Consider the following 23931-nt stretch of genomic DNA (forward strand, 5'->3'; position numbering starts at 1 on the left):
AACGGCGCCTGAAGGCGCCGTTTCTTCACCAGTAGTTTTCCACCGCCACCTGCCCTGGCCGCCGCGTCAGGCTGAGGCTCATGCCCCGCTGCTTGAGCAGGGCCCGGGTGTCGTCGATCATCTGCGGATTACCGCAGAGCATCACCCGCGAATGGACCGGATCAAGCTCAACCCCTGCCGTCTGCTCCAGCTCCCCGTTTTCGATGAGCGTGGTAATGCGCCCGTTGAGGGCCCCCAAACAGGGCTCGCGCGTCACCACAGGAATGAACTGGAACTTGTGAGCGTACTCGGCCAGGTAGTCACGCTGCGTCAACTCGGCAATCAGCTGTTGATAAGCCAGTTCCCGCGCCTCACGCACGCTGTAGACGAGGATGATTCGCTCGAATTTCTCCCACACTTCAAAGTCCTGCAGGATCGACAGAAACGGCGCCACGCCGGTGCCTGTGGATAACAGCCAGAGATCCCGGCCATCGACAAAACGATCCAGCGTCAGATACCCGAAGGCCTGGCGATCCACCAGCAAGGTATCACCTGCCTCAAGACGGCTCAGCTCACTGGTGAACTCGCCACCGGGTACCACGATGGAAAAGAACTCAAGAAACTCGTCGAACGGCGAAGACACCATCGAATACGCCCGCCACACCGTACTGCCATCGGCCTTGGTCACCCCAAGGCGGGCAAATTGCCCGGCGCGAAAGCGAAAACCGGCATCGCGGGTCGTACGCAAAGTGAACAGGCTTGGAGTCAAAGGCTGCACGTCAAGCAGCGTCTGGCGGCTGAATTTTTCTGCGCTGGCGGTCATGCGGAGCTCCCTCGACAAAGAGCTTCAGTGTCACTCAATTAGAGGCTTTGAAACACCGATGGTTTGTAGTGGCATTTAACGCCATCATCCTTAAAGAAAAACAGACGCGTTAACAACGACTTAACAGCCTTCACGACGGGATATAGAATGACGCCACTACTTTAACCACACTCAACTTTAACGCATGAAAATTAATTCATCTTGAAATCCAATATTCCTATCCAACACAGCCACTAAGAACAAAAAAATCCAAACACCCATACAAGAAGCGTCCTACACTCGTTTGCGTGCCTGACTCTTGGATCCAAGATCGCACCCCAGCGAAACACTCTCGGAGACTCTTCAAATGGAACTGTGGAAGGAGCGGCAGATACAGCAGGTGACATTCGCCACAAGAATTGAAACCGCCTACCCGATTCTGCTGACATTTGCCAAGAACATAGGTTTCAAGTTTTGTGGGATTTCAGTCACATCGACTGAACGAGAGAGACTACCAAAAGCCTTGAATATCAATAACTACCCTGAAGCCTGGAACAAACAGTACGAGGAAAATAGTTACTGTGAAGTTGACCCGGTAGTAGCACACTGCAATCAGTCAATGCTGCCAATTACATGGAATAAGGAACTCTTCTCAAAAACTCCGAAGTTGTGGGAAGCGTTACAGGAACAAGGACTGCAATACGGATGGTCGCAATCGTTTCATCACGAAGAAAGTGGCCTGTGCAGCATTCTCAGTCTGGCCCGGCCTCACTGTCCGATCAGTGCAATCGAGTTGTATGAACATTTTGGCTACATGTTTTACGTCACCAGCCATCTGGCCGAGTTGTTCGCGCACGCGCTTCCCAAGCGGCCGGCCAAGGCCCAACCGCCTCGCCTGTCCACTCGGGAGATCGAAGTGCTGAAGTTATGTGCATCCGGTAAAACCGCCTATGAAACTGCCCGAATCCTGAGCCTTAGCGAACGCACCGTTAACTATCATGTGCAAAACGTGATTCTGAAATTGAATGTCTGCAACAAGGTCTCCGCAGTCATCGCCGCCGCCAAGGCAGGGATCATCTAGTCGACGGCTCCGAAAACAAGCAAGTAAAACAGCCGAAAAAAAAGTACCATTTGCGACCTTTCTGAGTGATGACGCGTATCTTCGCGTCGCTGTCCACTCGGACGGTTCCGCCGCACAACACCCTGGGCCGCGGGACACCCGTTGATTACCCAGAGTCCCCCGTCCCATGCCTTTGCTCGATACGCCCTTCGCCCAGCTTGATCTGATCCGCCAGCCCGAACAGCAGAACGAACCGCTGCAAGCTTTCGATGCGGCCGACGAATACCTGCTCAATCATCTGGCCGAGCAGAACCCGGCGGCAAACACTCGGGTATTGGTGCTCAACGACAGCTTCGGCGCGCTAGCCATCAGCCTCTGCGGCAAAGTGCAGGTCAGCAGCAGCGGCGATTCGTTCCTGGCGTTTCAGGGTCTTGAAAAAAACCTGCTGCGCAATGGCCAGGTATTCGATGCGCTGCGCGGCACGCCGGCCAGCGAGCCGTTGGTCGGGCCATTCGACCGGGTACTGATCCGCGTGCCAAAAACCCTGGCGCTGCTGGAAGAACAACTGATTCGCCTGCAAGGCCAATTGGCGCCCGGTGCCCAGGTGGTAGCCGCAGCCATGGTCAAACACTTGCCCCGCGCTGCCGGTGATCTGCTGGAACGCTACATCGGCCCGGTTCAGGCTTCGCTGGCCGTGAAGAAGGCGCGCTTGTTGATCGCCACGCCTGAGGCCAAGGCTGCGGCCGTCTCGCCTTATCCGACCCGCTATCGCCTCGACGAGCCGGCCATCGAACTGCTCAACCACGCCAACGTGTTCTGCCGCGAAGGGCTGGATATCGGTACTCGCGCCTTTCTTCCGCACTTGCCGAAGAATCTCGGCGCGGCGCGGGTTGCCGATCTCGGTTGCGGTAACGGCGTACTGGCCATCGCCAGCGCCCTGCAAAACCCTGATGCGCATTACACGCTGGTGGACGAATCGTTCATGGCCGTGCAATCGGCGGCCGAGAACTGGCGCGCGGCGTTGGGTGAACGTGAGGTGATCGTTCGCGCCGGCGACGGTCTGGCCGGGCAGGAAGCGCAATCGCTCGACGTGGTGCTGTGCAACCCGCCGTTCCATCAACAACAGGTGGTCGGCGACTTCCTCGCCTGGCGCATGTTCCAGCAGGCTCGTGAAGCGCTGGTCGTCGGCGGTGCGTTGTACATCGTCGGCAACCGTCACCTGGGTTATCACAGCAAACTGGCGCGGCTGTTCCGGGGCGTCGAGCAAGTCGCGGCCACGCCGAAGTTCGTCATCCTCAAGGCGCGTAAATAATCCGGGCAAAAAAAACCCTCCGGTCGGAGGGTCAAAAATCCGTGCCGCAAGGCGACGGGATGGGAAGTTTCAGTGTGTAGTCAGGCCTGCGGCGTTCATGAACATGCGCATCAGGCTGGCGACGATGAACAATGCACCGACGCTGCCGACCCAGATCATGGCCAACCAGCCGAGCCGCTGCCACAGCGGCTTTTTTTCGGCTTCTTCAATGTCGTGCAGGGAATGTTTGCCGGTCATGCTTGCATCCTCCGGTTGAGGGAGATGGCGCCGCTGTCGGCGCCATCGTGATCACCCCTAGTGATAGCCGTCTTCATGGGTGACCTTGCCGCGGAACACGTAATAGCTCCAGAAGGTGTAACCCAGGATGAACGGGATGATGAACAGCGTGCCGACCAGCATGAAGCCCTGGCTTTGCGGCGGTGCGGCGGCGTCCCAGATCGAGATCGACGGCGGCACGATGTTCGGCCACAGGCTGATACCCAGTCCGCTGTAGCCGAGGAAGATCAGCACCAGGGTCAGCAGGAACGGCATGTAGTTGGCATTGCGCGCCACCGCGCGGATCAGACCGTACATCGTCACCAGCACCAGAATCGGCACCGGCATGAACCAGAACAGGTTCGGCATGCTGAACCAGCGCGTCGCGATTTCCGGATGGGCCAGCGGCGTCCACAGACTGACGATGCCGATCACCGCCAACAGCACGAAGGCCAGAGGGCGCGCCAGGTCATGCATCTGCTCCTGAAGCTTGCCTTCGGTCTTCATGATCAGCCACGTGCAACCGAGCAAGGCATACGCCACCACCAGCGCAGCGCCGCAGAACAGCGTGAACGGCGTCAGCCAGTCCAGTGAACCGCCGGCGTATTGCCGGTTGACCACGGGCAGCCCATCGATGAATGCGCCAAGCGCCACGCCCTGGAAGAACGTCGCCGCCACCGAACCACCGATGAACGCCTTGTCCCACAGGTGACGCTTGTCGTCCTTGGCCTTGAAGCGGAACTCGAACGCCACGCCACGGAAAATCAGCCCGATCAGCATGAAGATCAGCGGCAGGTACAGCGCCGACAACACCACCGAATAGGCCAGCGGGAAGGCACCGAACAACGCAGCGCCCCCCAATACCAGCCACGTTTCGTTGCCGTCCCATACCGGGGCGACAGTGTTCATCATCACGTCGCGGTCAGTCTTGCCGGGGATGAACGGGAAAAGAATCCCGATCCCCAGGTCGAAACCGTCCATGACCACGTACATCATGATGCCGAAGATGATGATCACGGCCCAGATCAGCGGAAGATCAATACCCATGACTCAAATCTCCTTGGTCAGGCTGCGATCGTGTTCGGCGCCATCGTCGTCGGCAGCGGACAACGGACGGGCCGGTGTGCGTTTCTGGCCAGGACCACCGTCGTTGGTTTCCTTGCCTTCGTCGGTCTTCGGCCCTTTGCGCACCAGGCGCATCATGTAGCCCAGACCCGCACCGAACAGCGCGAAATACACCACCACGAACATGATCAATGTGATGCTCATCTGCATGAAGCTGTGGTTGGAGGACGCATCCGCCGTGCGCATCAGCCCGTAGACCACCCACGGCTGACGACCGATTTCAGTGGTGAACCAGCCCGCCAGGATCGCGATCAGGCCAGACGGGCCCATCCACAACGCCAGGTACAGGAACGGCCGCGAGGTGTAGAGCGTGTCGCGTTTGCGCAGCCACAGGCTCCAGAGACCGGTGAAGATCATCAGGAAGCCGAGGCCGACCATGATCCGGAACGACCAGAACACGATGGTCGAATTCGGCCGGTCTTCCGGTGGAAACTCCTTGAGCGCCGGAACTTGCTTGTCCAGCGAGTGCGTCAGGATCAGGCTGCCGAGGTACGGGATCTCCACCGCGTACTTGGTTTTCTCTTCCTTCATGTCCGGCCAGCCGAACAGGATCAGCGGCGTCGCTTCGTCGCCGTGGTTCTCCCAGTGGCCTTCGATCGCGGCAATTTTCGCCGGCTGATGCTTGAGGGTGTTGAGGCCGTGGAAGTCGCCGATGACCGCCTGGATCGGCGCAACGATCAACGCCATCCACATCGCCATCGACAGCATGGTGCGGATCGCCGGGTTGTCCTTGCCGCGCAGCAGGTGCCAGGCCGCGGAGGAGCCGACGAAGAATGCGGTCGCCACGAACGCCGCCGTCGCCATGTGCATCAGGCGATACGGGAACGACGGGTTGAAGATGATCGCCAGCCAGTCGGTCGGGATGACCTGGCCATTGACGATCTCGAAACCCTGCGGGGTCTGCATCCAGCTGTTGGAAGCCAGAATCCAGAACGTCGAAATCAACGTGCCGATGGCAACCATGACCGTGGCGAAGAAGTGCAGCTTGCTTCCGACCTTGTTCCAGCCGAACAGCATGACGCCCAGGAAACCGGCTTCGAGGAAGAAAGCCGTAAGCACTTCATACGTGAGCAAAGGCCCGGTGACGGAACCGGCGAAGTCCGAGAAGCGGCTCCAGTTGGTGCCGAACTGATAGGCCATGACCAGGCCCGAGACCACCCCCATGCCGAAGTTGACGGCAAAGATCTTCGACCAGAAATGGTAGAGATCGCGGTAGGTGTCGTTGCCGGTTTTCAGCCACAGGCCTTCCAGCACCGCGAGATAACTCGCAAGACCGATGGTGATCGCCGGGAACAGGATATGGAACGAGATGGTGAACGCGAACTGAATTCGGGCGAGATCTAGTGCCTCTAAACCGAACATAAGCTTTCCTCTATCAGATAACGGTTCCAAGGCTGGCGGCCTTGAACCACTGCCCCCACGGGTATGGAGTGCGGCGAACTCGGATTCGTTCTTCTTTTTACAGGCATCGCGACGCAGGGAGTCTGCCGACGGGTCCCGGATCAGTTCCGCGAAGGGTCTTGATCTGGATCAATCAACGTTGAAAGAGTAGTCCCATTTCCGACGGGGAACCGCGTGGTCTTTTGCCGCGTGACAAGTTGCCTCAGAGTCTTGGTAAAGCCCTGAAATACATCGATGGCCGGGTTGAGTGTCCGGGTCCCGAAAAATCGATGTCTGGCTAACTAAATTTTTTGTCATAGCAACTTCCTGTTACAGACTGGTGATAATCTCGCGGTTCCCCTCGTTCAAGACCGGCCCGCAGATGCCCAGCCAAGAGCCCTTGCTGTTACGCCACCACCGTCCCTTTCTTGCGTTCTGGTTTGCCCGGATCTTCACCGCCAGCGGTTTCCAGATGCTCACCGTGGCGATCGGCTGGAATCTCTATCAACTGACCGGCAACGTGCTCGATCTTGGCTTGGTCGGTTTGGTGGAGTTCGCCCCACGCGTGTTGTTCATGCTGCACACCGGCCACGTTGCCGACCGCTACGACCGGCGCAAGGTCGCGGCGATCTGTCAGTCGTTGCAGGCCTTGATCGCCCTGGCACTGGCCATCGGCAGCGCCACCGACCATGTCACCCGGGAAATGATCTTTATCCTCGCGTTCCTGCTCGGTGCGGCACGCTCCTTCGAAATGCCGACCACCCAGGCGCTGCTGCCGAGCATCGTGCCCAGCGCTTTGTTCCCACGGGCGGTCGCCGCCGCGCAGTCGGCGCAGCAATCAGCCACCATCGTCGCCCCGGCGATGGGCGGTCTGCTCTACGCCTTCGGCAGTGTGTGGGTCTATGGCCCGACGGTCATTCTGTATGTCATCGCCTGCACCTTGATGCTCAACCTGCCTGCACGGCAAACCCCACTGAACAAGGGCAAGGCGACGCTGGACTCGTTGCTGGCGGGGATTCGTTTCATCCGCAGCCGCCCGGACATTCTCGGGGCGATCTCGCTGGACCTGTTCGCCGTACTGCTCGGCGGTGCCACGGCGTTGTTGCCGGTATTCGCCAAGGACATTCTGCTGACCGGGCCGTGGGGCCTGGGGTTGCTGCGTTCGGCACCGGCGGTCGGGGCGTTGATGATGTCGCTGTTCCTGGCGCGCTTCGCCGTCGAACGCAACGTCGGCCGGGTGATGTTCACCGCTGTCGGTGTATTCGGCGTGGCCACCATCGCCTTCGGTCTGTCGACGTCGTTCTGGTTCTCGCTCGCAGTGTTGGTGGTGCTGGGCGCGGCGGACATGATCAGCATGGTGATCCGCGCCTCGTTCGTGCAGCTGGAAACCCCGGACGAAATGCGCGGCCGGGTCAGCGCGGTGAACGGCCTGTTCATCGGCGCCTCGAACCAGTTGGGCGAATTCGAATCCGGCCTCACCGCCCACTGGTTCGGCACCGTACCGGCAGTGGTGATGGGCGGGATCGGTACGCTGGTGGTGACCGGGACCTGGATCAAACTGTTCCCGACCCTGGCCAACCGCGACCGGATGCATGTGCCGGTAGATGAGGTGAAGGCCTGACTTTCTCAGGCCAGCAACTCCCCCGCGACCTTCGCTCTGACGGCCTTGCCCGCCAGTTGCTCGACCAGCGTCAGCGCAAACGCCAGTGCGGCGCTGGAGCCCTGCGCGGTGATGCAATTACCGTCGACCACCACCGGTTGATCAACAAACGTACAACCAGACAGGTTATGACTGGTAGCGGGCAGGCAGGTCATGCGTCTTTGACGCAAAACACCGAAACTTTGCAGTGCGACCGCCGGGGATTCGGCGATGGCGGCGAACAGGCGTCCGGCGCTGGCCTGGTCCTTTAGTAATTGCTGCAGCGGCTGATGCGCCGCCAGGTGTTGTGCGCCAACAGCGCCACCGGGCAGGACGATCAGGTCAAAGGTCTGGGCCAGCACATCAATAAGCATGCCGTCGGCGGTCAGTCGCGTACCTCGGGCGCAGGTCAGCATGCGCCGTCCCTCGATGCTGGCCGCCACCACTTCGACGCCGGCCCGACGCAGCACGTCGATCAGGGTCACGCATTGCAGATCATCGATGCCCTCGGCGAGGGTAATCAGGGCTCTAAAGGTCATGGGCGCAATCCGCTGAGTGGTTCATTAAGCTTAGTCAGCTTTGTCCCGAACCGTTCAGCCTGTGCCGTTACTTGATGTAAAGCTGAGTCGACATCGTGTTGCGCGGGGCGTTGATCGATGTGTTGCTGAACGTGAAAGTGCCCTCCTGCCGGCCCGCCAGATCGAAGGTATAGAGAGAACCAACGGTTTTACTGCCGGGCGTGCACTCAGTCAGATTGCCGTTATCGAAGGCACACACCGGGCTTCGCGTGCCGTTCACTTCAAAACCGTCCAGTGCGGCCTGGGGCTGGCTCTGGCCATAGCCGATTTCCAGCACATAAACCTTGATGCCCGGCGCGCTGTGATCGCACCGGGTCTGCACCTGACCATCGGTAATGTCTTCGAGCCCGCAGGACGCCGACTGAACCTTGATGACTTTCACCTCGCTCAGCGGCGGTGCCGATGCGGCGAATGCAGCGGGTGCCCCGGTCAGCAACAGTGCGATCAACCCGCAGGCCTTCATCCAATGCTTGTTCATGCGATCCATTCCCGAAAAATCAGCGCGCAGTATGGCCGGTTTGGCCGCGACACAAAACTTCGCCGACGATCGATACCAACATCCGCCATATTCCTCACGCTGCTGGTATGATGCGCGGCTTTTTCCGGCCCACCACAATTTTCCAGGCGCTTGCGACGGTCTGTGCTTTGCTGTTGAGGTCGATACATTCACGGCGCCACGCGCGCCACGGGGAGCAGACATGCTGGAAAGGCTGTTTCAACTCAAGGCACACAACACCAACGTGCGGACCGAGATTCTGGCGGGCGTCACGACCTTCCTGGCCATGGCCTACATTCTGTTCGTCAACCCGAGCATCCTCGGCGAGACCGGCATGGACAAAGGCGCGGTGTTCGTCGCCACGTGCCTTGCGGCTGCCATCGGCTCCACGGTGATGGGCCTGATCGCCAACTACCCGATCGCCCTCGCGCCGGGCATGGGTCTGAACGCCTTCTTTACTTACACCGTCGTGTTGCACATGGGCCACACCTGGCAAGTGGCGCTGGGTGCGGTGTTCATTTCGGCCGTGTGCTTCTTCCTGCTGTCGATCTTCCGCATCCGTGAATGGATCATCAACAGCATCCCGCTGCCGCTGCGTTCGGCGATTGCCGCCGGTATCGGCCTGTTCCTGGCACTGATCGCCCTGCACAACGCCGGTATCGTGGTCAGTAACCAGGCGACCATGGTCGGCCTCGGTGACCTGAAGCAACCGGCACCGATCCTCGCCACCCTCGGTTTCGCCCTGATCGTTGCCCTTGAAGCCCTGAAAGTGCGCGGCGCGGTGCTGATCGGCATTCTCGCGGTGACCATCGTCTCGATCGTGATGGGCTTCACCCCGTTCGGCGGCGTGACTTCGATGCCACCTTCGCTGGCCCCGACCTTCCTGCAACTGGACATCAAGGGCGCACTGGACATCGGTCTGGTCAGCGTGATTTTCGCCTTCCTGTTCGTTGATCTGTTCGACAACTCCGGCACCCTGATCGGCGTCGCCAAGCGCGCCGGCCTGATGGGCAAGGACGGCCACATGCCGAAGATGGGCCGTGCGCTGATCGCCGACAGTACAGCGGCAATGGCCGGTTCGCTGCTGGGCACCTCGACCACCACCAGCTACATCGAGTCCGCTGCAGGCGTGAGCGCCGGCGGCCGCACCGGCCTGACCGCCATCGTCGTCGCGATCCTGTTCCTGCTGGCGCTGTTCTTCTCGCCGCTGGCCGCCAGCGTGCCGGCCTTCGCCACCGCGCCAGCGCTGCTGTTCGTCGCCGTGCTGATGACTTCGGGCCTGGCGGAAATAGACTGGGACGACATCACCGTCGCCGCGCCGGTCGTGGTCACCGCACTGGCGATGCCCTTCACCTATTCCATCGCCAACGGCATCGCCTTCGGCTTCATCGCCTGGACTGCAATCAAACTGCTGTCCGGCCGCGCCCGTGAGCTGAACCCGGCGCTGGTGATCCTGTCGATTCTGTTCGTGATCAAGCTGGGTTGGTTCAACGCATGACTTTTGATTCCCAGGCCTACGCCGCACAACTCGAAGACAAGGTCACGCGCCTGCGTGACCTCCTGGCCCCGTTCGACGCACCGGAGCCAGCGGTGTTCGACTCGCCGCTGCAGAACTTCCGTCTGCGTGCCGAATTCCGCCTGTGGCGCGAGGGCGGTGAGCGGCATTACGCGATGTTTTCCCAGGACGACAAACGTACGCCGATCCTGATCGAGGAATTCCCGATCGCCAGCCTGCGCATCAACCAGTTGATGCCACAGTTGAAAGCGGCATGGCAGGCCAGCGCGGCGCTGAGCCACAAGCTGTTCCAGGTGGAGTTTCTGACCACCCTGGCCGGCGACGCGATGATCACCCTGTGCTATCACCGTCCGCTGGACGAGCACTGGCATGCGGCGGCCACCAAGCTTTCGGCGGACCTGGGCGTCAGCATCATCGGTCGCTCCAAGGGCAAGCGCGAAGTGCTCGGCCTCGATTACGTGGTCGAGAAACTCGAAGTCGGCGGCCGCACTTTCAGCTATCGCCAGCCGGAAGGCGCGTTCACCCAGCCCAACGGCACCGTGAACCAGAAGATGCTCAACTGGGCATACGAAGCACTGGGCGATCGCAGCGACGATCTGCTGGAGCTGTACTGCGGCAACGGCAACTTCACCCTGCCGCTGGCGACCCGCGTGCGCAAAGTGCTGGCCACGGAAATCAGCAAGACGTCGGTTAACGCTGCGTTGAGCAACCTGGCCGAAAACGCTGTGGATAACGTCACCCTGGTGCGTCTGTCCGCCGAAGAGCTGACCGAAGCCCTGAACGAAGTTCGCCCGTTCCGTCGCCTGCACGGCATCGATCTGAAAAGCTACGAGTTCGGCAGCGTGTTCGTCGACCCGCCACGGGCCGGCATGGACCCGGACACCTGCGAACTGACCCGTCGCTTCGACAACATCCTGTACATCTCCTGCAACCCGGAGACCCTGGCGGCCAACATCGCCCAACTGCACGACACGCACCGCATCACCCGCTGCGCGCTGTTCGACCAGTTCCCGTGGACTCACCACATGGAATCCGGGGTGCTGTTGACCCGGCGTTGATCGCAGGTGCCAGAAACAAGAAAGCCGTCCTGACCGACGGCTTTTTTGTGCCTGTTCATGACACGGGATCGATCTTGCGCGGGCGCCCGCCCTTCCTGCCGTTGGCCCGGGCAGCCTCGGCCTTGGCAGCGCTGCTCTGGCGACCGTTGCGAGAAGCGATCACCGAGGCGGCCATGGCCATCAATGGCTGACTGGCCGAGATCATGCCGGCGATGGAAATCTGCAGATCCCTGCCTTCATGGCAAAGGGCTGTGCCGGCAAAGCCGACGTTCAATCCGCTGAAGTCTTCCGGTTCGAAATCATCGAATTCCCGGTAAAGATTCACTGGTAGCAGCACGCCGCTGTCATCTTCAAAGTGAATCACCAGGCACGGCTTCTGAAAGGACACCGATACGGCTTGCAGGCTGCTGCGTCGGCGCAGCCCCCCACGATCGACAGCTTCATCGAGGCGCTTTTCCGTTACCGGTCGATCAGCATGCAAACCGGCCTTTACTGTTTTCATAGTTCGATCTCCACACCTTCCTGAGCACCGACCAGGGCCAGCAAGGTTTTGTTTTCTTCTGGCTCGTAATACGCCGATCCGATTCTGAAGGTTGCATTGGTGACTTCGCGCATGACGGCCACTTCGTTCGAGTCCCCGTCCCACCATTGATTATCGAGACACGCCGTCTGCAAACGAGTCCACCAGATTCGGCGAGCCCGCCGCAGATGAACGGTTTCACGGAGCGATTGGCGCAACCCCTCAAGCACTGCAATCGGTGGCCGACGCGACAGCGGCACCACATCCCATAACTCCACGCCGTTGTGCCAGAAGCTGAATTTGAAGCGGGCACTCCATGCACCTGAATCTACGTGCGCATGGGGCGGACAATGTTCGTCTCGCAGCATGATCACCACCGACAATCCCTTGTAACTGCACACTTTCATGCTAACCCATCCGTTAGGTTAAAGAGTTTCGAAAACTGCCATTCCCTGACAATTCCGACCATCGGCATTGTTGCCTTCAATGGTCATTACGTTTTCGAGCCTAGTGCGGGATTCAGGAAAGCCCCGCGCAAAATGGTAAGCAGTTCTTTCGCAGCGGCCGCGCATTTGCTACATACGAAGACTCATTCCCCGGTGTAATCAATCATGCAGCGACACTTCGACGATCTTCAGCTAGGCAGCATCGAGTTGTTTTGCCTGGCCGCCGAGTGCGGCAGTTTCACCGGCGCGGCGCAGGCGGCTTCGGTGACGCCGGCTGCCGTGAGCCGCTCGGTGTCACGCATGGAGGAACGCCTGGGGGTGCGGCTGTTTGCGCGCACCACCCGCAGTGTGAAATTGACCGACAGCGGCCGGCGCTACTACGAAGAATGCCGTCAGGCGCTGGCGCAACTGGTCGAGGCGCAACGGGAAGTCATGGGCCAGCAGCAGGAACCGTCCGGCACCCTGCGCATCAGTATTCCTACAACCTACGCCCACCACCGGATCCTGCCGCTGCTGCCGGCGTTTCGCGCGCGCTTTCCTCAGGTGAAGGTCGACATGCACATCAGCAATCGCAACATCGACTTCGTCGGCGAGGGTTACGACATGGCGATCCGCGTGCGGGCCATTCCCGACTCAGGCCTGATCGCCCGACACCTGGAAGATGCGGCGCTGGTGATGGTCGCCAGCCCTGATTACCTGAAACGTGCCGGCACACCACTGACCCTCGAAGACCTCGAACAGCACGAGTGCATCCAGTACGAATTACCCAGCAGTGGGCGGCGGATCACCTGGCTGTTTTACAACGAGGACACGCCACGGGAAATTCTCGCCGAGGGCAATTTCTGCTGCTCCGATGACGTGCTCGGCGGCGTGACCCTGGCCAGACACGGCGCCGGGTTGTTCCAGACTTATCGCTTCATCGTGGAAAAGGAACTGGCCGACGGTTCGCTGGTGGAAGTGCTCAAACCCTACAGCGGGCGTTCGCGACCGTTCACCTTGCTGTACCCGCAGAATCGCCATATGCCGCTGCGCGTCAGGGCTTTCATTGATTTTCTGGTAGAGCAATTGCCGCGCTGATTCTCGCCTGTGTGCGATCACCGCACACAAAACAGGACTGTCGATGTAGAGCAATTGATTAAAGTAACCAGCTAGTACAATTTAACTCCACAGGTCGAAACCCTCGACCCAAGCCAAAAACAATAAGTGGAGTTTGCCCCCATGCCCCCTATCGTTCTGGTGCTCAACGGCCCGAACCTGAACCTGCTCGGCACCCGTGAACCGGCGACCTACGGTCACGAAACCCTGGCCGACATCTCTGCCCTGTGCGGGCGCGCCGCCGAAGAATTCGGCCTGGCCGTGGAGTTTCGCCAGACCAACCACGAAGGCGAACTGCTCGACTGGATTCACGGCGCCCGCCAGCGCTGCGCCGGCATCGTCATCAACCCGGCCGCCTGGACTCACACTTCGGTAGCGATCCGCGATGCCCTGGTCGCCAGCGAATTGCCGGTGATCGAAGTCCACCTGTCCAACGTCCACGCTCGCGAGCCGTTCCGTCATCACTCGTTCGTCTCGGCCATCGCCACGGCCGTGATGTGCGGCTTCGGCAGCCACGGTTATCGCCTGGCCCTGGAACATTTCAGCCAGCGTCTGAAGGGGTGAACCGCATGATCCGCGACAACGTCATACTGGCCGGGCTGATCGGCGCCGGCATCCAGGCGTCCCGCACCCCGGCGCTGCATGAACACGAAGGCGACGAACAGGGCCTGCGTTACCTGTACCGCTTGATCGATCTCGATCAACTGCAACTGGACAGCAACGCCCTGCCCGACCTGCTACTGGCCGCCGAACGCATGAATTACACCGGACTGAACATCACCTTCCCGTGCAAGCAGGCAATCATCCCGCTGCTCGATGAACTGTCACCCGAGGCCCGAGGCATCGGAGCGGTCAACACCGTGGTGTTGAAGGACGGCAAACGCGTCGGCCACAACACCGACTGCCTGGGGTTCGCCGAAGGATTTCGTCGCGGCCTGCCAGACGTTGCCCGCGAGCGTGTCGTCCAGATGGGGGCTGGCGGCGCCGGTGCGGCGGTGGCCCACGCCCTGCTGAGCGAAGGCGTACACCAGTTGAGCATTTTTGATGTGGACATTGAGCGGGCCGAAAGCCTGGCCAACAACCTCAATCAGCATTTTGGCGCGGGCCGCGCCGTGGCCGGACATGATCTGCCGAGTGCGTTGAGTCACGCTGACGGGCTGGTGAACACCACGCCAATGGGCATGGCCAAACTACCGGGCATGCCAGTGCCGGCAGCATTGCTACGTCCAGAGTTGTGGGTGGCGGAGATCGTGTATTTCCCGCTGGAAACCGAACTGCTGCGCAACGCCCGCGCCCTGGGTTGCCGAACCCTGGATGGCGGCAACATGGCGGTGTTTCAGGCCGTGAAGGCGTTTGAACTGTTCAGCGGCGTAGCGCCGGATGCGCAGCGAATGCTGGCGCATTTTCAAAGCATGAAAGGATAAAACCGTGAGGGGGCGACGCCCCCCTCGATACCGATCAGGCCTGCAGGTAACGCAGCACCGACTCGCAAATCATTTCGCGATGACGCTGCTTGATGGTTTCGTCCGGCAGGTCGATCTGAAAGATCTCACCGAACGTGTGACGGTTCGACACACGATAGAAGCAGAACGAACTGATCAGCAGATGCACGTCCAGCGCGTCGAGCCCGGCGCGGAACACACCTTCAGCGGCACCGCGCGCCAAGATCTCGCCCAGCGAATCGAGGATCGTGTTGTTCATCGCCTTGATCGCATCGGAACGCTTCACGTATTCAGCGTTGTGGATGTTTTCGATGCAGACGATGCGCACGAAATCGACGTTGCGATCGTGGTGATCGAAGGTGAACTCCACCAGGCGCCGGATCGCTTCCACCGGCGGCAGCTCGGCCAGGTGCAGACGGCTTTCGGTGCTGCGGATATCGCCGTAGAGCTTCTCCAGCACCTCGACGTACAACTGCTCCTTGCTGCCGAAGTAGTAATAGATCATGCGCTTGGAGGTGTGGATACGCTCGGCGATCGCGTCCACGCGAGCACCCGACAGGCCCTGCTGGACGAACTCGACGATCGCTTCCTGGAGGATGTTTTCGCGGGTTTTTTCCGGGTTGTTCTTGCGACTCTTGCGCGGCTCTACCGCTGGTAAAACGGGGGCTGCGGAAAGTTCTGAAGTCATTGTCATTGCGGGCTCACGGCCATCACTGCACAGGCTGGCGATTATGGGCCGCGCGCCCCAGCGAAGGAAGCCGCGCGACCCGTGTTTAATCCCGCGTTTACGAATTTCCTACAACTTCGCCTGGCGAACAGCGCCACTGCGTGCTTTGGCCATTGCCGCCAGTCGCACCGCGACGTTGGCCGCGCCATAACCGGCGTAACCGTTCTTGCGCTGGATGATCTCGAAGAAGAAGCGCCCTTCGAACGGCTCGGTGTAGACGTGGAACAGCTCGCCGCCCTGAGCATCGCGGTCATAAAGCACGTTGTAGTACGCCAGCTCGCTGAGGAACTCGTCATCGAAATCGAAACGCGCCGCGAGGTCATCGTAATAGTTGAGCGGGATATCCAGCAGCGGTACGCCCGCCTCTTTGGCACGGCTGACCTGAGCAAAGATGTCGTCGCAATCGAAGGCGATGTGATGCACCCCGGAACCGCGATAACTCGACAGCGCGTGTGAGATCGCGGTGTTGCGGTTCTCGGAAATGTTCAGCGGCAAGCGGATCGAACTGTCGCGACTGCGCAGCGCGCGACTCTTCACCAGACCGTACGGATCCGGCAGCACCACTTCGTCGTCGGCCTCGAAATCCAGCAGGCTTTTGTAGAACAGCACCCAACTGTCGAGGCTGTCTGCCGGCAGCGCCATGGCCATGTGATCGATGCGTTTGAGGCCGCCGCGAGCCACCGCATCCGGCAGCAGATTGAAGTCGGTGCCGTAGACATCCGCCTCTTCATCCACCAGATAAATCAGGCTGCCATCCGGCGCACGCACCGCTGCGAGTTCCAGCTCGTTGGGGCCGACCAGTCCGCGATACGGCTGACCTTTATAGGCGACGGCGCGGGCCAGCGCACTGGCGCTGTCCTTGACCCGCACGGCGGTGGCGCACAGCGACGGGCCGTGGGACTCGAAGAAACTGTGGGCGAACGAGTAAGGTTCGGAGTTGAGGATCAGGTTGATATCGCCCTGGCGCAACAGGCTGACGCTCTTGGAGCGATGTTGCCCGGCCTTGACGAAACCCAGTCGTTCAAGCCAGTTCGACAGTTTGGCGCCGAGCGCTTCGTCGACGGCAAACTCAAGAAACTCGATGCCGTTGTAGGCGCTGGCCTTCGGCGTCTCGAAGAGGATTTCGCGGTTATCCACAGGGCGGATGTCCTGCTCCAGACGCTGGCGGGTTTTCTCCTCCAGATACAGCAGCGAACGCAGACCGTCAGCCGCATTGGCCCGAGGCGGCGCGGCGCGGAAGCCGTCGTTGAAGATTTCCAGCGACAGCGGCCCGGTGTAGCCGCTCTGGATGATTGGCGCGAGGAAGCCCGGCAGATCGAATTCACCCTGTCCCGGGAAGCAGCGGAAATGCCGGCTCCACTCCAGCACATCCATCGCCAGGATCGGCGCGTCGGCCATTTGCACGAAGAAAATCTTGTCGCCGGGAATCTCGGCAATCGCCCGAGGATCGCCCTTGAGCGACAACGTGTGAAAGCTGTCGAGCAACACGCCGAGGCTTGGGTGATCGGCTTGGCGCACGATGTCCCAGACCTGTTGATAAGTATTGACGTGACGGCCCCAGGCCAGCGCCTCGTAACCGATGCGCAAGCCACGGGCGCCGGCGTGTTCGGCCAGCAGGCGCAGGTCATCGATGAGGATCTGTTGATCGCCGATACTGTCAGGGGAGGCGTTGCTGCACACCAGCACCAGGTCGGTGCCCAGTTCCTGCATCAGGTCGAACTTGCGTTCGGCCCGCTCCAGGTTGCGCTCCAGACGATCGCGGCGGCAGCCTTCGAAATCGCGGAACGGCTGGAACAGGGTGATGGCAATCCCGAGGTCGGCGCACATCTGCCGGATTTCCCGGGGACTGCCGTCGTAGTACAGAAGGTCGTTCTCGAAAATCTCCACCCCGTCGAACCCGGCGGCGGCAATGGCCTCGAGTTTTTCCGGCAGGGTTCCGCTCAAGGAAACGGTGGCAATGGATCGCTGCATGTTTCAACTCCCGGTGGAGACTTCGGCTACGAGGATTGCGCCGCTTTTATAAGGTGAGCGAATTATTGGTCCCGGTTTTTCATTGAGCAATTTAAACTGTACTACCCGGTTAGTTTTGCGTGCGATTATCGAACACAATGCCGGTTTGGCGAATTGACGATTTTTCGCCCACTGCCCAACATCCCTTTCACCTTGAGTCCGGATCTGAACCACCGGTCGCAGCGTGCACAAAAAAAGCACACCAAATAACAAATCCAAAAACGGGTGGAACACATGATTCCTTCACAGACTTCCCGCATGGCCCCGGCCATGAGCACTGCCACGGGTGGCATCGGCGACAAGATCCGCGGCGCCATGGCCGTCGGCAAGACCCGTTGGGGCATGCTGGCGCTGGTGTTTTTCGCCACCACCCTCAATTACATCGACCGTGCGGCCCTCGGCGTCATGCAGCCCATCCTCGCCAAGGAAATGAGCTGGACGGCGATGGACTACGCCAACATCAACTTCTGGTTTCAGGTCGGCTACGCGATCGGCTTCGTGCTGCAAGGACGGCTGATCGACCGGGTCGGCGTCAAACGCGTGTTCTTCTGCGCCGTGCTGCTCTGGAGCCTGGCCACCGGCGCCCATGGTCTGGCGACCTCGGCGGTGGGCTTCATGGTCTGCCGGTTCATCCTCGGCCTGACCGAAGCGGCCAACTATCCGGCCTGTGTGAAAACCACGCGCCTGTGGTTCCCGGCCGGCGAACGTGCTGTCGCCACTGGCATCTTCAACGCCGGCACCAACGTCGGCGCGATGTTCACTCCGATGCTGCTGCCACTGATTCTTCATGTGTGGGGCTGGCAGGCCGCGTTCCTGTGCATGTCGGCACTGGGCGGGATCTGGTTGCTGTTCTGGGGCCTGAAGTATTTCAACCCGGAAGATCACCCGAGCGTGAAACAGTCGGAGCTGGACTACATCCAGAAAGAAGTCGAACCGGAACAGGCCCGCGTACCGTTCTCGCGAATCCTGCGCATGCGCGGCACCTGGGCCTTCGCCCTCGCCTACTCGCTGACTGCGCCGGTGTTCTGGTTCTACCTGTACTGGCTGCCGCCGTTTCTCAATCAGCAATACAACCTGGGCATCAACGTCACCCAGATGGGCATTCCGCTGATCATCATCTACGTCACCGCCGACTTCGGCAGCGTGGGCGGCGGGATTCTGTCTTCGTTCCTGATCGGTCGCGGCATGAATTCGATCAAGGCACGGCTGCTGTCGATGTTCCTGTTCGCCTGCTGCATCATCGGTGTGGTCATGGCGGCCGGTTCCGCCAACCTGTGGGTTGCGGTGGCTGCCATCTCCCTGGCCATCGGCGCGCACCAGGCCTGGACCGCGAACATCTGGAGCCTGGTGATGGACTACACGCCCAAGCACATGATGAGTACGGTGTTCGGTTTCGGCGGCATGTGCGCGGCGATCGGCGGGATGTTCATGACCCAGATCGTCGGCCACATCCTCACCGTCACCAACAACAACTACACCGTGCTGTTCACCCTGATTCCGGCGATGTACTTCATCGCACTGACCTGGATGTACTTCATGGCACCGCGCAAAATTCCTACCGTTACCGAATAACCTTCCTGCACCGACCGGCCTGATTTCAGGCCGGTCACGTCTTCAGCGACGGCTCTGCTGCCACGCTGCCGCCAGTCCGCTGCAACAGATCACCGCGATCCCGATCACCGTCATCAGGGTCGGCGTGTGGGCAAACAGCAGCCAGCCCAGCAACCCCGCAAACACGATCTGGCAATAGCCGAAAGGCGCCAGCAACGCTGGCGCGGCATGGCGAAACGCCTGGGTCAGAAACAGGTGCGCCGTCATCCCGCACGTGCCCAGCGCCAGCATCAAGAAAGCGTGCCCAAGGCTCGGCACCTGCCAGAAGAACGGCACCAGCGCACTCATCACCAGCGTGTTGCACAACCCGGCGAAAAAGTTGCTGGTGGTCGGGCTGTCGATCTCGCTGAGCTTGCGGGTGAGCAATTGATAGAAGCAGAAAAACAGCGCCGAGCAGAACGGCAACAGAATCGCCGGGGTGAATAATTCACCACCGGGGTGGACGATGATCAGCACGCCGATAAACCCGCAGATCACCGCGATCCACTGGCCCCGCGTCACCCGCTCCTTGAGCAACGGCACCGACAGCGCCGTCACCAGCACTGGTGCAAGAAAGTTGACCGCTGTGGCCTCGGCCAGCGGGATGTACAGCAGCGCCGTAGTGAAAAACAGGCTGGTGCCCAGCAGGCACAACGCCCGCGCCAACTGCCACAACGGGCGTTTGGTGCGCAAAACACGCAACCCGGACTGCGGCAGAAAAATCCCCGCCATCAGCAGCGTGTGCACCAGATACCGCGCCCACACCACCATGATGATCGGATAAAAACCCGAGAGGTATTTCGACAGCGCATCGTGGCTGGAGAACAGGAACGTCGCCACGACAATCAGCAAGATCCCCTTGAAGGGTTGGTTGACGCCGGAAAGCGGAGTGCTGACGGTCATTGGCTATCTCTAGAAATCAAAATGAGGAAAAAGCCTCCAGCGATAATTTAGAACCAGGTTCCAAATTCTCACACCCTTCAAGCCAAATTCTGTGCGATCAACGCACAGCTTTACAGACAACCCGATCCCGTCTTCCGTTGCGCGGCTAGACGAACAGCTCCGAAGCCAGGCTCGCCGCCGACAACTCCTCGGTAAACCTCAACAACAGCGGCGCCAGTTCATGCAACCTCGCCCCCGGCATCCGCGCACTCGGTCCGGCAATGCTCAATACCCCGATCACTCGGCCATCCGCCGGATGCCGCACCACGGCGGCAATGGCCGATGTGCCCACCGCCGAACTCTCTTCGACACAGGCGTAACCCTGCTCCCGTGCCACGCGCAGATGCTCGAGCAATTCAATGTTGGTTCGTGGTGCATTCGGGCCGATATCCGCCGGCATTTCGGCGGCCTGACGTTCAACCCGCGACAAGGCCTCGGCATCACTCATGCTCGCCAGCCACGCATGGCCGGACGCGGTGTAGAACAGCGGCGCATCGCGGCCCATGTCCGGGTCGTAGCGCAATCCGCTGCGCGCGCCCTGTGACTTGGCGATCCAGGTCTGGCGCTCGCCGTCGGTGACGCCCAGTCGTACCAGCTCGCCGGTTTCCTGCGCCAGTCGATCAAGCACCGGCTGCACGATGTCGGCGCCGCTGCTCGACAGGTAACGAAAACCCATCGCCACCAATTTGGTCGACAAGTGATAACGCAGGGTTTCCGGGTTCTGCCGGACATAGCCCAGCCGGGACAATTCGGCGAGCAAGCGATGTGTCGCACTTTTCGGAATGTCGATTTGTTCGGCGAGGGTTTGCAGCGGCAGTCCGCGCGGCTCGTGGGTGAGGCTCTCCAGTACGCTGAAAACCCGTTCGATCTGACTGCCGGCCATGGTGCGATCTCAGTGAAATTTTGCCGATTCTAAAATACATATCAGAGATTGCGAAATCTGGAACCGACCGCTCGATAATCGCCCTCTTTCTCGGCTGACGAGTTGCCCCTACTGGCTGGCGTTGTTTAGTTTTCGCAATCCCATTCTGAAACCCCATCAATGCAGGAAGCGCCGACCATGCAGCACATCGTCAACAGACAAGGACTGAACCTGCCCAAACTCGGCCTCGGCACCTGGCCGATGCTCGGCGACGAATGCACCCGCGCCGTGGAGCAAGCGCTGGAGCTCGGTTACCGGCACATCGACACGGCAGCGGCCTACAACAACGAAGACGCGGTCGGACAGGCACTGGCGAATACACCGACACCCCGCGAACAGATCCACGTCACCACCAAGGTCTGGTGGGACCAGTTGCAACCGGATGCCATGCGTCACTCGCTGGATCGCAGCCTCAAGGCCTTGCGCAGCGAGTACGTCGACCTGTTCATGATCCATTGGCCGACTACTGACTGGGACTTGCCGCGCACTCTTGAGACCCTCGCGTCGTTCAAAGAGCAAGGTCTGGCTCGCAATATCGGCGTGGCGAATTTTCCGCTGCCGTTGCTGCGCACAGCCGTCGAGGAATACGGCATTCCTCTGTCAGCCATTCAGGTCGAGTACCACGTCCTGCTCGGACAAAACGCCCTGCTCGACTACGCCCGTCAACACGATCTGGCGCTGACGGCCTACACGCCATTGGCGCGTAACAAAGTCTCGGATATTGCGCAGATTCAGCAGATCGCCGAAAAACATGGTGTGCTGCCGACTCAGGTCGCGCTGAAGTGGTTGCTGGATCAGGACAATGTCGCAGCGATTCCCAAGGCCAGCAGCCGGGCCAATCAACTGGCCAACCTGGCGTCACTGAAGGTCGAACTGGACGATGACGATCGTGCGCTGATCGCCGCGTTGTCCAAACGCGAACGTCAGGTCAGCCCGGACTTCGCGCCGGTGTGGGACGCCTTCGACCGCTGACACCTGACCCGGCGAAAGAAATTCGCCGGCGGATTGAATTCCCGGCGCCCGTGCTCGTCAATAACAGGCCCGACCTCGTCACGCGAGGTCGGGCCTGTTTGTCTGTGTGCGAATGGACGGACGACCGGACTGGCGCCACACTCACACACCAGCAACACTCATCACCACACACTTTCCACCTGAACAGACGAGGATTCCCACATGCTATGGAGAAAAGGTCGACGCAGTGACAACGTCGTCGATGCCCGTGGCGATGACATGGGCGGTGGCGGTGGCGGTGGAGGCATGCGCTTCGGTGGCGGCAAAGGCCTGAGCCTCGGGGCGATCCTGTTGATCGTCGGTATCGGCTGGATCACCGGGCAGGACCCGCTACAGATTCTCGGCCAACTCACCGGCCAAGGCACACAGCAAGCCGCACCGACTTCGCAAACCCGTCAGGCACCGCCGGCCAACGATGAACAGGCTGAATTTGTGCGTTCGATCCTCGGCGACACCGAGGACACCTGGGGCGCGATCTTCCAGCAGGCCGGCCGCCAATATAAGGATCCGACCCTGGTGCTGTTCAGCAACCGGGTCAATTCGGCCTGCGGCATGGCCACCTCGGCCACCGGCCCGTTCTATTGCCCGGCGGACCAGAAGGTCTATCTGGACATGGCGTTCTTCCAGGAAATGTCCCAACGCTTCAAGGCGGCCGGCGACTTTGCCCAGGCCTACGTGATCGCTCACGAAGTCGGACACCATGTGCAGACGCTGCTGGGCGTCTCGGCGAAAATCCAGGCCGCCCGCCAGCAAGGTCGCCAGATGGAAGGTGACGGCGGTCTGCTGGTGCGCCAGGAACTGCAAGCCGATTGCCTGGCCGGGGTCTGGGCCTACAACGCGCAGAAGCGTCTGAACTGGCTGGAACCGGGCGATATCGAAGAGGCCTTGAACGCGGCGAACGCCATCGGTGATGATCGCCTGCAACAACAGGGTCAGGGCCGTGTGGTGCCGGACTCGTTTACCCACGGTACGTCGGCGCAAAGGGTGCGCTGGTTCAAAACCGGATTCGCCCAGGGCCAGGTCGGCCAGTGCGATACCTTTGCGGCGAAAAACCTGTAAATGCATAAATGGCTGTTGGCTTTACTGTTCATCGGCGGCACCGCACAAGCGGCCGGCGTCGACGCGATCAGCCCCGGACGTCTGCAGTTGCAGGCCGGCGAAATGGCGGTGGGCATCGGCCCGGCGCCAGCGAAAATCGAGCGGGTGCTGATCGTCATTCATGGCAAGCTGCGCAACGCCGAGACCTATCGCAAAAGTGGCGAGAGCGCCGCCGAACTGGCCGGGCAAACCGCCAACACCCTGGTGATCGCCCCGCAGTTTCTCAACGAAAGCGATGTCGCTCTCTACTCGTTGCCCGCCAGCGTCCTGCGCTGGAAAGGCAATGAGTGGATGGGCGGCGGGTTATCCACAGGGCCAAACGCGCTCAGCTCCTATGCCGCCCTCGACGAAATCATTGGCCGGCTCAGTGATCGCAAGCAGTTTCCGGACGTGAAGCAGATCGTGATCTTCGGCCACTCCGGCGGTGGTCAGGTGGTGCAGCGCTATGCCCTGCTGGCCCGCGAACAGCCGGCGCTCAAGGCCGAAGGCATTCGCTTGCGTTATGTGGTGGCCAACCCGTCCTCGTACGCCTACTTCAATGAACAACGGCCGGTGGCGTTCGATCACGCGCAGTGCCCGGGTTTCAATCGCTGGAAGTACGGTCTGGTGGATCCGCCGATCTACTCCGGTGGGCAAACGCCTGCGCAGCTTGAAGGCAGTTACGTCAAACGCGAGGTGATTTATCTGCTCGGCCAGCAGGACACCGACCCGCAACACCCGGCGCTGGACAAGAGCTGCGCCGCCGAAGCGCAAGGCGCCTATCGCCTGATGCGCGGAAAAATGTTCTTCAGCTATCTGCTGCGTCGGCATCCGGAAGGGGTGAATCAGCGGCTGGTGGAAGTGCCCGGCGTCGGACATAACGGCGACGGCATGCTGACATCGCCGGAAGGCCAGAAAGCGATATTCGACCAATAAAAAACGGGGGCCG

General features: G+C 60.5%; 24 protein-coding genes. 12 read left to right on the forward strand and 12 right to left on the reverse strand.

Translation table 11 applies throughout. From position 1 onward, the window contains the following. Positions 1–25 precede the first annotated feature (25 nt). Positions 26–802 (reverse strand): ferredoxin--NADP reductase, encoded by a 777-nt coding sequence (locus AC1RME_RS23640; RefSeq protein ID WP_493073000.1) that lies wholly within the window; start codon positions 800–802, stop codon positions 26–28. Between the two features lie 346 nt (positions 803–1148). On the opposite strand from AC1RME_RS23640, the gene AC1RME_RS23645 reads away from it, so the two are divergent. Both AC1RME_RS23645 and AC1RME_RS23650 read left to right on the forward strand, forming a co-directional pair. Then, positions 1149–1862 (forward strand): autoinducer binding domain-containing protein, encoded by a 714-nt coding sequence (locus AC1RME_RS23645; protein ID WP_493091814.1) that lies wholly within the window; start codon positions 1149–1151, stop codon positions 1860–1862. A 166-nt stretch (positions 1863–2028) separates the two neighbouring features. Then, a complete protein-coding gene (locus AC1RME_RS23650; RefSeq protein ID WP_493072998.1) occupies positions 2029–3153 on the forward strand; it encodes a methyltransferase in 1125 nt (374 codons plus the stop codon). Positions 3154–3222: 69 nt separating this feature from the next. Here the strand turns inward: AC1RME_RS23650 and AC1RME_RS23655 are convergent, their stop codons facing one another. From AC1RME_RS23655 to AC1RME_RS23665, 3 genes are read right to left on the reverse strand one after another with little or no spacing between them, the layout of a single operon-like run. Then, complete coding sequence (locus AC1RME_RS23655; RefSeq protein WP_007950992.1) at positions 3223–3390, reverse strand: DUF2474 domain-containing protein; 168 nt, start codon at positions 3388–3390, stop codon at positions 3223–3225. Between the two features lie 57 nt (positions 3391–3447). Further along, positions 3448–4455 (reverse strand): cytochrome d ubiquinol oxidase subunit II, encoded by a 1008-nt coding sequence (cydB, locus tag AC1RME_RS23660; RefSeq protein ID WP_085697554.1) that lies wholly within the window; start codon positions 4453–4455, stop codon positions 3448–3450. Between the two features lie 3 nt (positions 4456–4458). Then, positions 4459–5895: a cytochrome ubiquinol oxidase subunit I gene (locus AC1RME_RS23665; protein ID WP_493091815.1), complete on the reverse strand. Its 1437-nt coding sequence runs from the start codon at positions 5893–5895 to the stop codon at positions 4459–4461. Between the two features lie 400 nt (positions 5896–6295). Here AC1RME_RS23665 and AC1RME_RS23670 point away from each other — a divergent pair, with 400 nt between their 5' ends. Next, positions 6296–7534, forward strand: coding sequence for an MFS transporter (locus AC1RME_RS23670; RefSeq protein ID WP_096820837.1), 1239 nt, complete (start codon positions 6296–6298; stop codon positions 7532–7534). A gap of 5 nt (positions 7535–7539) precedes the next feature. Here AC1RME_RS23670 and AC1RME_RS23675 read toward each other — a convergent pair whose 3' ends face one another. Continuing rightward, entirely contained in the window at positions 7540–8091 is a 552-nt protein-coding gene (locus AC1RME_RS23675; RefSeq protein WP_493091817.1) for a DJ-1 family glyoxalase III, read from the reverse strand. A gap of 67 nt (positions 8092–8158) precedes the next feature. After that, positions 8159–8608, reverse strand: a complete 450-nt coding sequence (locus tag AC1RME_RS23680; RefSeq protein ID WP_102621120.1) for a DUF4879 domain-containing protein — start codon at positions 8606–8608, stop codon at positions 8159–8161. A 220-nt stretch (positions 8609–8828) separates the two neighbouring features. Here AC1RME_RS23680 and AC1RME_RS23685 point away from each other — a divergent pair, with 220 nt between their 5' ends. Both AC1RME_RS23685 and trmA read left to right on the forward strand, forming a co-directional pair. Next, complete coding sequence (locus AC1RME_RS23685; protein WP_096820834.1) at positions 8829–10124, forward strand: NCS2 family permease; 1296 nt, start codon at positions 8829–8831, stop codon at positions 10122–10124. Further along, positions 10121–11200, forward strand: coding sequence for a tRNA (uridine(54)-C5)-methyltransferase TrmA (gene trmA / locus AC1RME_RS23690; protein ID WP_114885665.1), 1080 nt, complete (start codon positions 10121–10123; stop codon positions 11198–11200). Before AC1RME_RS23685 ends, trmA begins: the two co-directional genes overlap by 4 nt. A gap of 55 nt (positions 11201–11255) precedes the next feature. Here the strand turns inward: trmA and AC1RME_RS23695 are convergent, their stop codons facing one another. Both AC1RME_RS23695 and AC1RME_RS23700 read right to left on the reverse strand, forming a co-directional pair. After that, entirely contained in the window at positions 11256–11702 is a 447-nt protein-coding gene (locus tag AC1RME_RS23695) for a DUF2442 domain-containing protein (RefSeq protein WP_493091819.1), read from the reverse strand. Continuing rightward, positions 11699–12127 carry a DUF4160 domain-containing protein gene (locus AC1RME_RS23700; RefSeq protein ID WP_273541113.1) on the reverse strand — a complete coding sequence of 143 codons (429 nt, stop codon included), beginning with the start codon at positions 12125–12127 and terminating at the stop codon, positions 11699–11701. The genes AC1RME_RS23695 and AC1RME_RS23700 overlap by 4 nt, the downstream gene beginning before the upstream one ends. A 204-nt stretch (positions 12128–12331) precedes the next feature. On the opposite strand from AC1RME_RS23700, the gene AC1RME_RS23705 reads away from it, so the two are divergent. The 3 genes from AC1RME_RS23705 (at position 12332) to AC1RME_RS23715 (ending at position 14685) form a co-directional block, all read left to right on the forward strand. After that, on the forward strand, positions 12332–13243 hold the full coding sequence (locus tag AC1RME_RS23705) for a LysR family transcriptional regulator (protein ID WP_493091820.1): 912 nt from the start codon (positions 12332–12334) through the stop codon (positions 13241–13243). A 141-nt stretch (positions 13244–13384) separates the two neighbouring features. After that, on the forward strand, positions 13385–13825 hold the full coding sequence (aroQ, locus tag AC1RME_RS23710) for a type II 3-dehydroquinate dehydratase (protein ID WP_011336043.1): 441 nt from the start codon (positions 13385–13387) through the stop codon (positions 13823–13825). A gap of 5 nt (positions 13826–13830) precedes the next feature. Continuing rightward, positions 13831–14685, forward strand: coding sequence for a shikimate dehydrogenase (locus tag AC1RME_RS23715; protein WP_493091821.1), 855 nt, complete (start codon positions 13831–13833; stop codon positions 14683–14685). A gap of 34 nt (positions 14686–14719) precedes the next feature. On the opposite strand, the gene AC1RME_RS23720 is transcribed toward AC1RME_RS23715, so the two are convergent. Continuing rightward, complete coding sequence (locus AC1RME_RS23720; protein WP_096820828.1) at positions 14720–15397, reverse strand: TetR/AcrR family transcriptional regulator; 678 nt, start codon at positions 15395–15397, stop codon at positions 14720–14722. A gap of 102 nt (positions 15398–15499) precedes the next feature. After that, positions 15500–17401 carry a 3-dehydroshikimate dehydratase QuiC gene (gene quiC / locus AC1RME_RS23725; protein ID WP_096820827.1) on the reverse strand — a complete coding sequence of 634 codons (1902 nt, stop codon included), beginning with the start codon at positions 17399–17401 and terminating at the stop codon, positions 15500–15502. Positions 17402–17674: 273 nt separating this feature from the next. Here quiC and AC1RME_RS23730 point away from each other — a divergent pair, with 273 nt between their 5' ends. After that, on the forward strand, positions 17675–19012 hold the full coding sequence (locus tag AC1RME_RS23730) for an MFS transporter (protein WP_096820826.1): 1338 nt from the start codon (positions 17675–17677) through the stop codon (positions 19010–19012). 42 nt (positions 19013–19054) lie between these two features. Here the strand turns inward: AC1RME_RS23730 and AC1RME_RS23735 are convergent, their stop codons facing one another. After that, entirely contained in the window at positions 19055–19933 is an 879-nt protein-coding gene (locus AC1RME_RS23735) for a DMT family transporter (protein ID WP_096820825.1), read from the reverse strand. Between the two features lie 145 nt (positions 19934–20078). Continuing rightward, a complete protein-coding gene (locus AC1RME_RS23740) occupies positions 20079–20855 on the reverse strand; it encodes an IclR family transcriptional regulator (protein ID WP_096820824.1) in 777 nt (258 codons plus the stop codon). A gap of 177 nt (positions 20856–21032) precedes the next feature. On the opposite strand from AC1RME_RS23740, the gene AC1RME_RS23745 reads away from it, so the two are divergent. From AC1RME_RS23745 to AC1RME_RS23755, 3 genes are all read left to right on the forward strand, one after another. Continuing rightward, the gene (locus AC1RME_RS23745; protein ID WP_273538851.1) at positions 21033–21866 is read left to right on the forward strand and encodes an aldo/keto reductase; all 834 of its coding nucleotides are present in this window, start codon (positions 21033–21035) and stop codon (positions 21864–21866) included. A 201-nt stretch (positions 21867–22067) separates the two neighbouring features. Then, positions 22068–22964, forward strand: a complete 897-nt coding sequence (gene ypfJ / locus AC1RME_RS23750) for a KPN_02809 family neutral zinc metallopeptidase (protein ID WP_493091822.1) — start codon at positions 22068–22070, stop codon at positions 22962–22964. Next, a complete protein-coding gene (locus AC1RME_RS23755; protein WP_096820822.1) occupies positions 22965–23918 on the forward strand; it encodes a S49 family peptidase domain-containing protein in 954 nt (317 codons plus the stop codon). It begins immediately after the preceding gene. Positions 23919–23931 lie beyond the last annotated feature (13 nt).

The sequence above is a fragment of the Pseudomonas sp. GW822-FHT03F08 genome, assembly GCF_058801265.1.